This window comes from Devosia sp. 919, from assembly GCF_013185965.1.
Classification (GTDB): domain Bacteria; phylum Pseudomonadota; class Alphaproteobacteria; order Rhizobiales; family Devosiaceae; genus Devosia.
Genome location: NZ_JABAOL010000001.1, coordinates 1,339,064 through 1,352,999 on the forward strand (window position 1 = coordinate 1,339,064; position 13,936 = coordinate 1,352,999).

Genomic DNA, 13,936 nt, shown 5'->3' on the forward strand with positions numbered 1-13,936 from the left:
TCAGGGCGCCAGAACTTCGGCATAGCGAGCAGCTTCAGCGTCAACGAACGCCTTCCACTCATCGCCAGTCTTGTAAACAGGCAGGATGCCGGCAGGGGTGATCGCATCGAGGAAAGTCTGCGAGGAGGCCGCTTTCTTGATTGACTCCTCAAGGATAGCCTTCACGTCGTCAGGAATTCCCGCCGGTCCATATACGCCGCCCCAAGCGCCGAACGTAAGGTCGTAACCCTGCTCCTTGGCGGTGGGCACTCCTGGAAAGGCGGGATGGGCTTCCTCGGCAAAGATCGCCAGGACCTTGAGCGAGCCATCGGCAAAGGCGCTTGCGGTTTCGCCGGCACCGGCGGTTACGGCGTTGACATGGCCGCCAAGAGCGGCGGCCACGGCTGGTGCGCCACCGTCAAAGGGTACGCCTACCAGCTTGGCTTCGGTCAGCTTGGCCAATGTGAAGGTCGTCGCCGCAAAGGAGGACGCGGCGCCGGAGTTGGATACCGACATTTCCGTGGTCTTGGCCGCTTCGATGAACTCGCTCAGCGTGTTGTAAGGGCTGTTAGCGGGCACCGCGAGAACTACCGGGCTGTTCATGACCTGGGCAAGGTAGGTGTAGTCGGCGCGGTCGAAGTCATAACCGAGGTGCTCGGCAATGGCGAATTCCACCGGACCGAAGCCAATCGTGTATCCGTCAGCCGGCTGCTCGGCCACATGGGCGAAGGCCACTGTGCCGGTCGCGCCGGGGCGGTTCTCGACGATGACGCTAACGCCAAGGTCCTTCTCAAGCTCCGCGGCGATAGCGCGCGAGGTCCGGTCAGAGGCGCCGCCGGCGGCAGCCTGAACGACAAACGTGATGTCTTTGGACGGAAAGCTGTCCTGCGCCCAAGCCGGAGCCGAAAAGGCGACGCCCGTAAGCGCGGTGGCGGCAATGGCCTTGATGATCAAACGACGGGTATTCATGGTTCTCTCCCTAGATAGAATTTTTGGATTTGTTGCCCTGACGGGTTCTCGCTTACGCTTGGGTGCCCCGATGCCTTTGCAGGGCGCGCTCCCATACCTTGACCATCCGCTCGCGTGAGCCGTCGAGATGGATGGCGAGTTCGGCTTCCGCCGGATCTGGATCACCGGCTTCAATAAGATTGAGCAGCTTGCGGTGCTTGTCCGTGCTGGCGTGAAGATTTTGGTCGAGGGATATCGTGAGGCGCAGAAGCGTCATCATGATTGCCTCGTATTGCTGCCAGACATCCGTGAGGCGCTTGTGTCCCGATAGCAGGCAGATGGCGTTGTGAAAGGCAATATCGGCATGCGCGAAGGCCGCCGCATCATCGACGTCCGCAGCGGCCTGCATGCCGTCCACATATCTGCGCAATTCGCTAAATCCCTCCTGCGGGCCACGACGAACAGCCAGGCGCACGGCAAGCCCTTCGAGGGCTCCTCGAAGGGAATAGAGTTCGCTGATTGCATCCTGATCGATGCCGATCACGGTTACACCGCGCTGCTGGCTTTCAACCAAGCCTTCGAGTTGAAGAATGCGAAAGGCATCGCGAATGGGACCCCGGCTAACGCCGTAAGCTTCGGCGAGATCGGCCTCGATCAACCGCTCGCCACGGGCATATTGCCCAGCCGCAATGGCTTCGCGGAGCGCGGAAGCGACCTGCGATCCAAGCGCATCACGATTGATAACGAAGGCTGGCGCGTTGGCCACTATCCCGATCTCCCCCTCAGGCTTGTTAACGGTAAACCGTCAACGGAAAACATGTCAAAGACTTTATTGCCTCTGGGCTCCGGCTGAGGACGTCCCGACCGATTGACGGTGAATCCCTAAGCAACGCGAATGATGTGCGGCGGCAAAGGGCGGCCGCTTAGGGGGAGTTGGGGGTGGGGCTGCAACAAGCCTTTTGTTTGGAAGTAACTGCCAGGGGACCTTTGATAGGGCACCCAGTCCAGCATTGCCCGGGCTTACCTCAAGCCCCAGGACGTTGAGTCGGAGGGGCGATGCCGGCTTCGTTCGGTCCGACCACGCTGTCCTCCCTTGAGGAGGAGGGGCAGCGTGGCCGGGCAGAGGGTCTTAGCTGCGCGCCGCGAGGACGGCCAGCTTGGCAGGGATCGAAAGAACTTCGCGAATGGTCTGGAGGCGCTCGGGGGTGTAGTGGCCCGCGACGTCGAGCAGGTTCATGCAGCCCACCAGTTCGTCCTTGATGATGATGGGGACGTTGACGACGGACTGGCAGCCCAGCTGGTTGATCAGCTCATGGTCGAACAGGACCTTGGCGATGTCCTCGATGGTGTTGGCCACAAAATATTCGCGCTTGCCATGAACGATATCGAACCAGGGACCGTAGTTGAGCGGCTTGGTGGCCGAGGTCGGGTAGCTGACGGGGTCGCTGGTAAAGGCGCGGCGCGACAGCTCGGCTTCCATATCCACCAGCATGATGGTGAAGAGCTTGGCGCCCACGGTAGCGCGGGCGAGGTCCTGCAGGGCAGTGAAGGCCGCTTCGGCAGTGGTCGCCTTGGCAATGGCGGCGTCAAAGGCGAGCAGGGCCTGGGTGTGGTCAGTCATGATTGGGTCCTTGGGGTCTTGGAAGAGGCGCGGCGGCTAGCCTTCGGTGGCGGCCAGCAGTTCGCGCGAATAGGGCTCGCTGAGGTGGCGGGCCTTGAGATTGGCGACGTCAGCGATTTCCACGATGCGGCCGCGCTGCATGACGGCGAGGCGATCGCAAAGGAAACTCACGACGGGCAGGTTGTGGGTGACGAGGAGATAGGTCAGGCCCTGCTCGCGGCGCAGGCGCTTCAAGAGATTGAGGATCTCGGCCTGCACCGAAACGTCGAGCGCCGAGGTCGGCTCATCGAGCAGCATGACCTTGGGCTTAAGCATCAGGGCGCGGGCGATGGCGACGCGCTGGCGCTGGCCGCCCGAAAGCTGGTGGGGAAAGCGGAAGCGGAAGCGCTGGTCGAGCCCGACATCGCGCAGCACCGCTTCCACCCGCTCGCCGCGATTGCCGAGGCCGTGGATGGCGAGGGGTTCGCTGAGCGCGGCATCGATGGTCTTGCGCGGATGAAGGGAGCCATAGGGGTCCTGGAACACCATCTGCACCTGGCTCGAGACGGCGCGATCGACGCCATGGCTGCGCGGCTTGCCCATGACGGAAATGGCCCCGGTCCAATCGGGAGCGAGCCCGGCGATGGCGCGCAGGATGGTTGACTTGCCCGAGCCAGATTCCCCCACCAGGGCAAAGCTTTCGCCTTGGGCAATGGACAGATTGACGGCATGGACGACCTTGGTGTCGCCATAGGAGATGTCGAGGTTCTGCAGGTCGATGGCGTTCATGTGCCGGCCCATTGGGTGCGGTCGAGGACCGGGAGTTCGTCGCGGTTCTCATCGATTGTCGGCATGGCTGCAAGCAGGCCACGGGTATAGGGGTGCGTGGCGTTTTCGAGTTGTCCCGCGGCGCATTCCTCGACCACCCGCCCGGCATTCATGACGAGGATGCGGTCGCAATAGCGGCTGACGAGCGCGAGGTCATGGCTGATCAGGATCAGGCCCATGCCCTTGTCGCGCACAAGGGTATCGATGATGTCGAGCACCTGGGCCTGCACGGACACGTCGAGCGCGGAAGTGGGCTCGTCGGCAACCAGCAGCTCGGGCTCGGGGATCAGCATCATGGCGATCATGATGCGCTGGCCCATGCCGCCCGACACTTCGTGGGGATAGAGTTTGACCACGCGTTCGGGCTCGTTGATGCGCACGGCATGGAGCATCTCGATGATGCGGGCCTGCACAGCGCTGCGCGGCAGCTTCTGGTGGGTGACAAGGGCTTCGGCGATCTGATCGCCAATGGTCATCACCGGATTGAGCGAGAATTTGGGGTCCTGCATCACCATGGAGATGCGGGCGCCGCGGATGTCGAGCATCTGCCGCTCGCTTTGGGCTGTGATGTCGATGCCGGCAAACTGCAGCTTGTCGGCCGTGACTTCGCCGGGCTTGCGGATGAGTTTGAGGATCGAGCGGCCGGTCATAGACTTGCCCGAGCCGCTTTCGCCCACAATGCCAAGGCGCTCGCGCCCGAGGGTAAAGGAGAGGCCTTTAACGACTTCCACGCGGCCCGAATTGGTGGGGAAGGACACGCGCAGGTTTTCGACTTCGAGCAGGGGGGTCATTGTGTGCCTCCGAAACCGCGGAGCGTGTGGAGGGACACCCCCCTCCTGGCCTCCCCCACAAGGGGGGAGGTGAGGATCGTGCGGAGGAGGGGATGTGCCAGTGAAGTCGCAACCAACCTCCCCCTTGTGGGGAGGGGAAGGGAGGGGGTTCTGTTGAGCCTGGTCATCAGTTCTTGCCCTCGCTTTTGGGGTCGAGAACGTCGCGCAGGCCGTCGCCGAGGAAGCAGAAGCCGAGGGAGACGATGATGATGGCAAAACCGGGCATGGTGGCGACCCACCATTGATCAAGGATGAAGGTGCGGCCGCGCGAGATCATGGCGCCCCACTCGGGCAAAGGCGGCTGAGCGCCGAGGCCGATAAAGCCCAGACCCGCTGCGGTCAGGATCACGCCGGCCATGTCGAGGGTGACGCGGATGATCATGGAGGAGGTGCAGAGCGGCAGGATGTGCTGGACGATGATGCGGATCGGACCGCCGCCGGCCAGCTGCACGGCCGAGATATATTCGGCATTCCGCACGGTCAGGGTTTCGGCGCGCGCGATGCGGGCATAGGCCGGCCAGGAAGTGATGGCGATGGCGATGATGGCATTGTTGATGCCGGGGCCAAGCGCCGCGACGAAAGCCAGTGCCAGGATCAGCTTGGGCAGCGACAGGAAGATATCGGTAAAGCCCATGAGGATGCGATCGACCCAGCCGCCGAAATAGCCCGCGATGGCGCCGACCAGCAGGCCCAGTGGCGCCGAGATCAGCGCGACGAGCCCGACAATGGTGAGGGTGATCTGGGAGCCCCAGATCACGCGCGAAAAGATGTCGCGCCCCAGCTCATCGGTGCCCATCCAGTATTGGGAGGATGGGGGGAGCAGGCGAGCCGACAGGTTCTGCCCGGTGGGGGAATAAGGGGCGATCCAGGGGGCGAAAATGGCGGTGAGGATCAGCACGAGGATGATGATGCCGCCAAGGGCGGAAAGCGGATTGCGCAGCAGCGCGGTCAGCACGCGATAAGCGCGGCCGGCATTGGCCTGCAGGCGTGAGGTGGGGCTATCGGCAAGGAGCCAGGCGCGGGTGGTCATTGTGCGATGTCCAAAGGCCCGAACCCCCACCCCAGCCCTCCCCTCAAGGGGGAGGGGGCTGCAGCGGTGGTGTTGGAGATTATTGCGAAAGCCCACAGGTCCAAAGGCGCTTCCCCTTGAGAAAAGCGGTTGGAGAAGAGGCGAAGGAACATGGGTCGTGTTGCCAAGTCGGTCATCAGCGGGCCCTCGGGTCGAGGACGCGGTAAAGGACGTCGGAGACCTTGTTGATGACGATGAACACCGCCCCGATCACGAGGGTGGCGCCGAGGACGGCGTTCATGTCGGCGTTGAGGAGGGCGGTGGTGAGATAGTTCCCAAGGCCGGGCCAGGAAAAGACGGTTTCGATCATCACCGAGCCTTCGAGGAGGCCGGCATAGGAGAGGCCGATAACGGTGATGAGCGGCACGCGGATGGGCTTGAAGGCGTGGCGCCAGACGACGACGCGTTCGGGCACGCCCTTGACGCGGGCGGTGGTGACGAATTCCTGGCTCAGCTGGTCGAGCATGAAGGAGCGCGTCATGCGCGCGATATAGGCGAGGCTGAAAAAACCGAGCACGGAAGCGGGCAGGATGATGTGGGAGACGGCGTTCCAGAAGATCTCGGTTTCCCCGCGCAGAAGGCTATCGATCAGGATCATGCCGGTGACGGGCTGGACAAGGCCATCATAGAAGATGTCGAGCCGGCCCGGACCGCCCACCCAGCGCAGCCGGGCGTAAAAGAGGGCCAGGCCCACGAGCCCGAGCCAGAAGGCAGGCACGGAATAGCCCAAGAGCCCCACGACGCGGATGGCCTGATCGAGCCAGCTGCCCTGGCGGGCCGCGGCAATGACGCCGAGCGGCACGCCCAGCGCGACACCGATCAGGATGCCCAGGGTCGCCATTTCGAAGGTGGCGGGGAAAAAGCGGCTGAGATCTTCGGCCACGGGCCGGCCGGTGGAAATGGAGCGCCCGAGATCCCCCTGCAGCACATTGCCGACATAGGCGATGAACTGCTGCCAGAGGGGCTGATCGAGCCCCATGGCGGCGCGAGCGGCGTCATATTGGGCCTGGGTGGCGCGATCGCCCACCACTGAAAGTACCGGATCGATCGGGATCACCCGGCCGATAAAGAAGGTGATGGCCAGGAGGCCCAGAAAGGTGAGGAAAAGCGCCAGCAGGAAGCCGCCAATGGTCAGCAGGTTGCGGCCGAGGCGCTTGTTGCGCATGCCTGGAGCGAGGGCGGGAGAGGCCAATTGCTGATCGAGCGCCACGCAGATTTCCTGTTTCAGAACAAACCAATAGCGCCGATGAAGCCATTCACCGCCGTGTTGCAGAAGCTGCATATTTCGCTTCCACCATATAGAATTGTTTGCTTATATCAAAAAAATTTTGGTGGAGACGGGTTTGGCCGAGGCGCTGGCAACACGGGAAACGGGGCACCCCAAAGTGGGTGCGTTGATCCGTGCGCGGCGCCGGCAACAGCAGCTGACCCTGGTGGCGCTAGGGGAAGCGGCCCAAGTTTCAGTGGGTTATCTGAGCCAGGTCGAGCGTGACCATGCCACACCCTCGCTCGGGACCCTGGCGCAGATCGCACGGGCGCTCGGCGTTTCGATGGATTATTTCGTTGCAGCCCCCGCCGCGCAGAATGCGCTGACGCGAGCGGGCGAGCGCAACCGGTTTTCGCTCGATGGCTCCTCGATCCTTTACGAGCGGCTGGGCGCCGATTTTCCGGGCAACCAGCTGTCGAGCTTTTTGATGATCGTGCCGCCCGGCTATCGCTCCGAAACGGTGGCGCATGAGGGCGAGGAAATCCTTTATGTGCTTGAAGGCTCGATCACCCAGCGGCTCGATGGCGAGGAGATGGTGATGGAAGCGGGGGACAGCCTCCATTTCCGCGGCAATCGCCCCCATTCCTGGAGCAATCATACTGGGCTACCAGCGCGCCTCTTATGGACGGGGACGCTCGCGCTGTTCCGGTCCACGGCCCGGCCGTGTCCGGCCATCACCAAAGCCAAAGCCGGCGCGAACAAGCCGGTCCGGAAAAAACCAATCCCCAAGGAGAAACGCCCATGAAGCTCTTCCGCGCTGCCCTTTTGGCATCCGCGCTGGCCTTGCCGCTGGCGGCCGGCGCCGCCACTGCGGCCACCCCGGCCAATGCGCTGGTGATCGCCCAGAATATCGACGATATCGTCGCGCTCGACCCCGCACAGGCCTATGAATTCTCGGCGGGCGAGATCAACGCCAATCTCTACGACAAGCTCGTGCAGTATGATGCGGCCGACACGACGGTGCTCGCGCCGGGGCTGGCGAGCGAATGGGTGGCCGATGAAGCGGCGAAATCGCTGACCTTCACCATGCGCGAGGGCGCGACTTTCGCCTCGGGCAATCCGGTGCGGCCCGAGGACGTCAAGTTCTCGTTCAAGCGCGTCGTGACGCTCGACCTCACCCCCGCCTTTATCCTGACCCAGCTGGGCTGGACGCCCGAGAACATCGACGAGATGGTCACGGTCGAGGGCAACACCGTCACCGTCAAGTGGACGGGCGATTTCGCTTCGGCCTTCGTGCTCAACGTGTTGGCGGCGCGTCCCGGCGCGATCGTTGATGAAGTGCTGGTGATGGAAAACGAGGTGGATGGGGACTGGGGCAATGCCTGGCTCAACACCCATTCGGCGGGCTCCGGCCCGTTCGTTCTGACCGACTATCGCCCGGCGGAGCTGGTGCGCCTCACGGCCAACGAAAACTACTGGAACGGCGCGCCGGCGATGAGCCAGGTGCTGATCCGGCATGTGGCCGAGGCCGCAACCCAGCAGCTGCTGCTGACCTCGGGCGATGTCGATATCGCTAAGAATTTGACGCCCGACCAGATCGGGGGCCTGGGCGAAAACGTCAAGGTCGAGGCCTATCCGCAAGCGGCGGTGCATTTCCTGTCGTTCAACCAGAAGACCGATGAGCTCACCGATCCCGCGATCTGGGAAGCGGCGCGGTACCTCGTTGACTATGACGGGATGACGCAGAGCTTCCTCAAGGGTCAGATGGAAAAGCACCAGGCCTTCTGGCCCAAGGGTTTCCCCGGCTCCTATGACGAGACGCCCTTCACCTATGACGTGGAGAAGGCCAAGGCGATTCTTGAGGAAGCCGGGATCGAGACGCCGATCAATGTGACGCTCGATGTGATCAATTCGGCCCCGTTCACCGATATCGCCCAGTCGCTGCAGGCCGGGTTCTCGGAAGCGGGGATCAATTTCGAAATCCTGCCGGGTACCGGCGCGCAGGTGATCACCAAGTATCGCGAGCGCACGCACCAGGCCATGCTGCTGTATTGGGGCCCGGACTTCATGGATCCGCACTCCAATGCCAAGGCGTTCGCCTATAATTCCAACAATGCGGACGACAACTACACGGCCACGACCACCTGGCGGAATGCCTGGGAAGTGCCGGCCGAGATGAATGAAGCGGTCAACGCGGCGCTGGCCGAGCCCGACCAGGCCAAGCGCAACGAGATGTACACGGAGCTGCAAAAGCAGGTGCAGGCCGAAAGCCCCATCGTCATCATGTTCCAGGCGGCGCTGCAGATCGCCATGGCCAACAATGTCGAGGGCTATGTGAACGGCTCGAACTCGGACTTCGTCTACTACCGCCTCGTGACCAAGAACTAACACCGCTCATGCCTGCGACGGCCCTTCCGGGGCCGTCGCTCCACGCCCCATCGGCTTGCCGGCTCTCAGCGCACGCGTAGTGCTTCGATCAGCGCCCGCAAGGCCGGAGGGCTTTGCCGCCGGCTGGAGTGATAGAGGTAGCAGCCCGGAAAGGTCGGGCACCACTCGTCCAGCACCTGCACCAGACGGCCGCAAGCCAGGTCTTCGGCAACATCCTGCTCCATCATGTAGCCTAACCCCGCGCCGGCCCGGACAGCCGCCGCCACCAAGGCGCCTTCATTGACGATCAGGGGCCCGGAGGGCTTGATCTTGATGTCTTTACCCTCATGCCGAAACTCCCAGGGCAGCAGCCCGCCAGACGTGCTCAGGCGGTAATTGATGCAGGCGTGACGCTCGAGATCATAAGGGGAAACAGGCGGTGGATTGCGGCTGAAATAGTCTGGTGTAGCCACAACAATGGTGCGCAAGTCCGGCCCCACCCGCACCGCGACCATGTCCTTTTCAACCGTTTCGCCAAAGCGAATGCCGGCATCGAACCCGCCCGCCACGATATCGACCAGCGAGTTCTCGATATTGACCTCGACCCGTATGTCGGGATTGGCCAGCAGGAAAGCGGGGAGCTTGGGCTCAAGCACCGTCTGTGCCACCCAGGCGAAAGTGGTGATCCGCACCAGCCCCGATGGATGATCGCGCCATTCGCTAAGCCCGGCCAAGCCATTCTCGATGGCCGAAAGGGCAGGGCCAAGGGACGCCAAGAGCTGCTCGCCTGCGGGAGTGGGCGACACGCTGCGCGTGGTGCGCGACAGGAGCCGGACGCCAAGCCGGGCTTCGAGCCCGCGCATGGCGTGGCTCAAAGCCGAGGTCGAGAGGCCCAGCACAGATGCAGCACGGGTGAAGCTGCCCTCGCGGGCAATGGCAGCAAACATGGCAAGATCGTTGAGCGGCGTTCGTTCCATTGTTGCAGGGTGCTCACAAGCTCATCCCACGGGCAAGGGCTAATCGGGTGCCACTCTTGGCTCTACTTGTCAGGTGCAGCCTCAAGCCTTGAAGGATAAGCCTCATGAGTCTCACTCAATACCGCACCCTTGGTGCATCCGGCCTTGTCGTCAGCCCACTCGCGCTCGGTACCATGACCTTCGGCACCGGACGCTGGGGCACCGACGAAACAAGCTCCCGCGCCATCTTTGACACCTATGTCGCCGCGGGCGGCAACTTCGTTGACACAGCTGACATCTATTCAGGCGGGCAGAGCGAAGAAATGCTCGGCCGTTTCATTGCCCAGAGCGGCTTACGCGACAAACTTGTTGTCGCCACCAAGTTCGGCTTTTCGCGCCAGCAGGGCACTGCGCTTGCCGGTGGCAATGGCAAGAAGAACATCCGGGCCGGCATCGAGGGATCGCTCAAGCGCCTGCAAACAGATGTTATCGACATGTACTGGATGCATGTCTGGGACCGCACCACGCCGGCAGAAGAGGTTCTGGGCACCTTGAGCGACGCCGTTCGCGCAGGCAAAATCCTGCACTATGGCTTCTCCAATACGCCAGGCTGGTATGTCGCCAAAATCGCCACCCTGGCTGCCGCGCATGGGCTGCCCAAGCCGATTGGGCTGCAATATTCCTATTCGCTGATCGATCGTGGCGTCGAACTTGAACTTGCCCCAGCCGGAGCGGAATTCGGGTTGGGCCTCGTACCCTGGAGCCCTCTCGGCGGCGGGTTGCTAACCGGCAAATATGGTCGCGACATGCTTTCGCGTGCCGAGCAGGCGCCCGCTATGCCCGACAGCGCCGGAGATGGCGGCGAGCAGGGGAGCGATGGTCGGCTTAACGGTGACAATCCTTTCGGCGGCATGCTGTTCACGGAGCGGAACTTCGGGGTGGTGGACGCCCTGCGCGAAATTGCCCAGGAAGCGGGCAAGTCCATGGCCCAGGTCAGCCTGGCCTGGGTGGCGGCACGGCCGGGCGTTTCCTCCGTGCTGATCGGCGCCAGCCGCCCCGATCAGTTGGTGCAGAACATCGCCTCGCTTGAGGTGAGGCTGTCCGCTGATCAGTTGCAGCGCCTTGAAGCGGCTACCGCCCTGCCGCTCCCAAGCCCGTACTTCATCTTCCAGTTGCCGCGCGGCGCGTTCTTTGGCGGCAATGAGGTTGCGCCCTGGAACGCTTCGGCACACTGAACAGCACGAGGGGAGCCATGGCTCCCCTCGGCGTATCTCGGTTCGATTTACCAGGGATAGGCCTCGTTGACCGATCCGGTGAAGGTGCCGGTTGGGCCGTCGCTGCCGAGGAGAGCGACGCGTACGGCTTCGGCCGCACCCTGCTCGACGGTTTCGTTGCCTTCATAATTGTTAAGCGCAGTGCTGGTATAGCCGGGGGTCACCGCATTGACCTTGATCCCTTCCGCTTCAAGATCGATGGCAAAGGCTAGTGTGATGGCATTGAGCGCGGTCTTGGACGCGCCATAGCCGGGGTTGAACGTTGCCCTATAGGGACCGGGTTTGGAGTTGATGGTGAGCGAGCCAAGGCTGCTCGACACATTGACGATGCTGGCATTTTTCGATTTGCGCAGCAGGGGCACAAATGCCTGGGTGACGGCAAGCACGCCGAAAACATTGGTTTCCCAGATGGAGCGCACTTCATCGACCGAAATCAGCGTTGCCCGTGAGCGCTTGATATAGTCCTGCATGGTCTCGGTTTCCTGGCCGTTGGCCCGGGAAATCGCGGCATTGTTGACGAGAACATCGAGGCGGCCGAACTGCTGTTCGACTTGCGCCGCGGCGGCGCGGATCGAAGCCTCGTCGGTGACGTCGAGCTGGATAGGATGCACATCGCCGGCAATAGTTTGCGCGGCTGCCTTGCCCCGTTCGAGATTGCGCGAGGCGAGCAGCACCGTCACGCCATTGGCGGCGAGATCGGTTGCGATCTGGAGGCCTATGCCCTGATTGGCGCCGGTAACGAGTGCGATGCGGGTATTTTCGGTCATGGCTTGATCCTGTTCTTGATTGGCCGAACAGGAGGTGGTCATCGGCTGGTGGACGTTCTATCTTCAAACGTCCAAGATTATTTCGATTGAGTCCAGAATGGCTGATCCCCTCGCGCAGATCGTCGGCTTGCTGCAACCGGGCGCACCTTTTTCCAAATGCGTCACCGGATCAGGACCATGGCGGGTGAGGCGGACCCAATCGCCCAATCCCTATTATGTCGCGGTCCTCAAGGGGAGCCTGCGCTACCGGGATCACCAAAGCGGGGAGATCCTCGTCAATGCGGGGGACTTCATCCTGATCCCCTTTGCGCACGACTTCAGCATGTGGAGCGAAGCGCCAAGCAGCGACACCAATCTGGTGATCGATCCCGTTATCCTGCCCGGCGGTGGCTACCGCCTCGGCAGCATTGATGGCCCGACCGATATGCGGGCACTGGTGGGCTACTGCATATTCCAGTCGGACGATGCGAGCTTGTTGTCCTCGCTGCTGCCCGAAGTGGTTGTGGTGCGCAGCGAATATCGGCTGGCGATGCTGATGCAGTTGCTCGGCGATGAGGCTGTGGGCACCAAGCCGGGACGAGAAGTGGTGTTGCAGCATCTGCTCGAAGTGCTGCTGATCGAAGCGCTCCGCTCCACTGCCGATCTGGGAGAATCACCGGGATTGCTGCGCGGCTTGGCGGACGAGCGGCTCGCGGTGGCGCTCAGGGGCATGCATGCAAGACCGGAGCGCGGCTGGACCGTGGCCGAGCTGGCGCGAGAAGCCGCTTTGTCCCGCTCAGGTTTCCACGATCGGTTTCAAGGCGCTGTGGGCATGGCGCCGATGGAATATCTCAAGTCCTGGCGACTGGCTCTGGCCAAGGACCTGCTGCGCAAGCGGGAAGCGAGCGTAAGCGAGATTGCCCGCCAGGTCGGATATCGCTCGGCCAGCGCCTTCAGCGTGGCCTTTATGCGCGAAGTCGGCGTATCGCCGGTGCGTTATGCGCGCGAGGTCGCTGCTGCGTCATCCGGCATGGCGGCAGAAGAATTCGAAGGCGCTATCGCCTGACGGAGAAGCTCAGGGAAACCTGGTCCGCGCTCAAAGGCGGCGTTGTGGAAGTGCCCTTCGTGCCAAAGTATGAGGATGTCACCAGCAGCTATCGGCGGTATTTCCCGAGGTCATTGCTGGAGAACTCAAGCGGAAAGAACACTCATGCGCCGCTGGATAATCCTTCTTGCTACCATGGCGGTGTTGGTCGCGGGCTTCCTGGGCGTGCTGGAGTTGAGCAATGCCAAAGGTTTCCAGCTTTTTGGCGATATCGTCGCGCGCCTCGACACTGATGCGCCCGTCGTGGCGCTCACTTTGGATGACGGCCCGACGCCGGCCTATACCCAAACGGTGCTCGACATTCTCAACGAACGCGACGTCAAGGCGACCTTCTTTCTCACTGGCCGGGAAAGCGCTGAGCATCCGCAGCAGGTTCAAGCCATAGCCGCGGCCGGTCACGAGATCGGCAATCATTCTTGGTCGCACAAGCGCATGGTCTTCATGTCGCCCGCAAGTATTGCCGAGGAAATCGAAAGCACCGATGTCGCCATTCGAAAGACCGGCTATGCGGGCCCGCTGCACTTCCGCCCGCCCTATGGCAAGAAACTCGTCGCCCTGCCTTGGTACCTCGCCCAACACGGCCGCACCACGATCATGTGGGACGTAGAACCTGAAGCTGATGCGGCTGATGCGGCCAGCCCACAGGGCCTAGCCGACCATGCGATTGCCAATGCGACAAACGGCTCCATCATTATCATGCACGTCATGTATGAGAGCCGAGCAGCAAGTAGACTAGCATTGCCTCCTATCATCGATGGCCTCAAGGCCCGCGGTTTCAAATTCGTTACGGTTTCCCAATTGCTGGCCGGCAGATAACAAAGCTCTGCAGCCGATTGATGGGCGTCTGGTCGCCGCATGGACCGGGAAAGCCCGGCGGTGTTTCGCGACGCCATCAAGGCCAGCGAGCTGGAGTGGCAGCGTGGCGCCGCTTGGGCCTTCCGGCAGGCCACGGGCCTCGTCTGGTATTATCGGCAGTCCAATCCCACGATGAGCGCTCTCGGGCGGAGCACCATTTCGCGTCTCGTCG

At 62.4% G+C, this 13,936-nt stretch carries 14 protein-coding genes; 5 read left to right on the forward strand and 9 right to left on the reverse strand.

What is annotated here, in order from left to right:
* The 7 genes from HRQ64_RS06445 to HRQ64_RS06475 form a co-directional block, all read right to left on the reverse strand.
* Positions 1-948, reverse strand: a complete 948-nt coding sequence (locus tag HRQ64_RS06445) for a tripartite tricarboxylate transporter substrate binding protein (protein WP_172122652.1) — start codon at positions 946-948, stop codon at positions 1-3.
* A gap of 52 nt (positions 949-1,000) precedes the next feature.
* Positions 1,001-1,693: a GntR family transcriptional regulator gene (locus tag HRQ64_RS06450; RefSeq protein ID WP_172122653.1), complete on the reverse strand. Its 693-nt coding sequence runs from the start codon at positions 1,691-1,693 to the stop codon at positions 1,001-1,003.
* Positions 1,694-2,056: 363 nt separating this feature from the next.
* Complete coding sequence (locus tag HRQ64_RS06455; protein WP_172122654.1) at positions 2,057-2,548, reverse strand: GAF domain-containing protein; 492 nt, start codon at positions 2,546-2,548, stop codon at positions 2,057-2,059.
* Positions 2,549-2,584: 36 nt separating this feature from the next.
* A complete protein-coding gene (locus tag HRQ64_RS06460; RefSeq protein WP_172122655.1) occupies positions 2,585-3,316 on the reverse strand; it encodes an ABC transporter ATP-binding protein in 732 nt (243 codons plus the stop codon).
* Positions 3,313-4,146 carry an ABC transporter ATP-binding protein gene (locus tag HRQ64_RS06465; protein WP_172122656.1) on the reverse strand — a complete coding sequence of 278 codons (834 nt, stop codon included), beginning with the start codon at positions 4,144-4,146 and terminating at the stop codon, positions 3,313-3,315. The genes HRQ64_RS06460 and HRQ64_RS06465 overlap by 4 nt, the downstream gene beginning before the upstream one ends.
* A 166-nt stretch (positions 4,147-4,312) precedes the next feature.
* Positions 4,313-5,215 carry an ABC transporter permease gene (locus tag HRQ64_RS06470; protein ID WP_172122657.1) on the reverse strand — a complete coding sequence of 301 codons (903 nt, stop codon included), beginning with the start codon at positions 5,213-5,215 and terminating at the stop codon, positions 4,313-4,315.
* Between the two features lie 175 nt (positions 5,216-5,390).
* Positions 5,391-6,419: an ABC transporter permease gene (locus HRQ64_RS06475; RefSeq protein ID WP_172124877.1), complete on the reverse strand. Its 1,029-nt coding sequence runs from the start codon at positions 6,417-6,419 to the stop codon at positions 5,391-5,393.
* Positions 6,420-6,597: 178 nt separating this feature from the next.
* Between HRQ64_RS06475 and HRQ64_RS06480 the strand changes: the two genes are divergently transcribed.
* Both HRQ64_RS06480 and HRQ64_RS06485 read left to right on the forward strand, forming a co-directional pair.
* On the forward strand, positions 6,598-7,266 hold the full coding sequence (locus HRQ64_RS06480; RefSeq protein ID WP_172122658.1) for a cupin domain-containing protein: 669 nt from the start codon (positions 6,598-6,600) through the stop codon (positions 7,264-7,266).
* Positions 7,263-8,849: an ABC transporter substrate-binding protein gene (locus HRQ64_RS06485; protein WP_172122659.1), complete on the forward strand. Its 1,587-nt coding sequence runs from the start codon at positions 7,263-7,265 to the stop codon at positions 8,847-8,849. Before HRQ64_RS06480 ends, HRQ64_RS06485 begins: the two co-directional genes overlap by 4 nt.
* A gap of 65 nt (positions 8,850-8,914) precedes the next feature.
* On the opposite strand, the gene HRQ64_RS06490 is transcribed toward HRQ64_RS06485, so the two are convergent.
* Positions 8,915-9,805: a LysR family transcriptional regulator gene (locus HRQ64_RS06490; RefSeq protein WP_172122660.1), complete on the reverse strand. Its 891-nt coding sequence runs from the start codon at positions 9,803-9,805 to the stop codon at positions 8,915-8,917.
* 104 nt (positions 9,806-9,909) lie between these two features.
* On the opposite strand from HRQ64_RS06490, the gene HRQ64_RS06495 reads away from it, so the two are divergent.
* Positions 9,910-11,019 (forward strand): aldo/keto reductase, encoded by a 1,110-nt coding sequence (locus HRQ64_RS06495; RefSeq protein ID WP_172122661.1) that lies wholly within the window; start codon positions 9,910-9,912, stop codon positions 11,017-11,019.
* A gap of 47 nt (positions 11,020-11,066) precedes the next feature.
* Here HRQ64_RS06495 and HRQ64_RS06500 read toward each other — a convergent pair whose 3' ends face one another.
* Positions 11,067-11,825: an SDR family NAD(P)-dependent oxidoreductase gene (locus HRQ64_RS06500; RefSeq protein WP_172122662.1), complete on the reverse strand. Its 759-nt coding sequence runs from the start codon at positions 11,823-11,825 to the stop codon at positions 11,067-11,069.
* 97 nt (positions 11,826-11,922) lie between these two features.
* Between HRQ64_RS06500 and HRQ64_RS06505 the strand changes: the two genes are divergently transcribed.
* Positions 11,923-12,870 (forward strand): AraC family transcriptional regulator, encoded by a 948-nt coding sequence (locus HRQ64_RS06505; RefSeq protein ID WP_172122663.1) that lies wholly within the window; start codon positions 11,923-11,925, stop codon positions 12,868-12,870.
* A gap of 144 nt (positions 12,871-13,014) precedes the next feature.
* A complete protein-coding gene (locus HRQ64_RS06510) occupies positions 13,015-13,725 on the forward strand; it encodes a polysaccharide deacetylase family protein (protein WP_172122664.1) in 711 nt (236 codons plus the stop codon).
* The last annotated feature ends 211 nt before the right edge of the window (positions 13,726-13,936 follow it).

What these genes read in the sequence shown, in the direction of transcription:
- HRQ64_RS06485 (WP_172122659.1), top strand. Translation starts at nt 7,263, where the DNA reads ATGAAGCTCTTCCGCGCTGCCCTTTTGGCATCCGCGCTGGCCTTGCCG.
- HRQ64_RS06470 (WP_172122657.1), bottom strand. Translation starts at nt 5,215, where the DNA reads ATGACCACCCGCGCCTGGCTCCTTGCCGATAGCCCCACCTCACGCCTG.
- HRQ64_RS06500 (WP_172122662.1), bottom strand. Translation starts at nt 11,825, where the DNA reads ATGACCGAAAATACCCGCATCGCACTCGTTACCGGCGCCAATCAGGGC.
- HRQ64_RS06505 (WP_172122663.1), top strand. Translation starts at nt 11,923, where the DNA reads ATGGCTGATCCCCTCGCGCAGATCGTCGGCTTGCTGCAACCGGGCGCA.
- HRQ64_RS06460 (WP_172122655.1), bottom strand. Translation starts at nt 3,316, where the DNA reads ATGAACGCCATCGACCTGCAGAACCTCGACATCTCCTATGGCGACACC.
- HRQ64_RS06455 (WP_172122654.1), bottom strand. Translation starts at nt 2,548, where the DNA reads ATGACTGACCACACCCAGGCCCTGCTCGCCTTTGACGCCGCCATTGCC.
- HRQ64_RS06465 (WP_172122656.1), bottom strand. Translation starts at nt 4,146, where the DNA reads ATGACCCCCCTGCTCGAAGTCGAAAACCTGCGCGTGTCCTTCCCCACC.
- HRQ64_RS06445 (WP_172122652.1), bottom strand. Translation starts at nt 948, where the DNA reads ATGAATACCCGTCGTTTGATCATCAAGGCCATTGCCGCCACCGCGCTT.
- HRQ64_RS06475 (WP_172124877.1), bottom strand. Translation starts at nt 6,419, where the DNA reads ATGCGCAACAAGCGCCTCGGCCGCAACCTGCTGACCATTGGCGGCTTC.
- HRQ64_RS06510 (WP_172122664.1), top strand. Translation starts at nt 13,015, where the DNA reads ATGCGCCGCTGGATAATCCTTCTTGCTACCATGGCGGTGTTGGTCGCG.
- HRQ64_RS06490 (WP_172122660.1), bottom strand. Translation starts at nt 9,805, where the DNA reads ATGGAACGAACGCCGCTCAACGATCTTGCCATGTTTGCTGCCATTGCC.
- HRQ64_RS06495 (WP_172122661.1), top strand. Translation starts at nt 9,910, where the DNA reads ATGAGTCTCACTCAATACCGCACCCTTGGTGCATCCGGCCTTGTCGTC.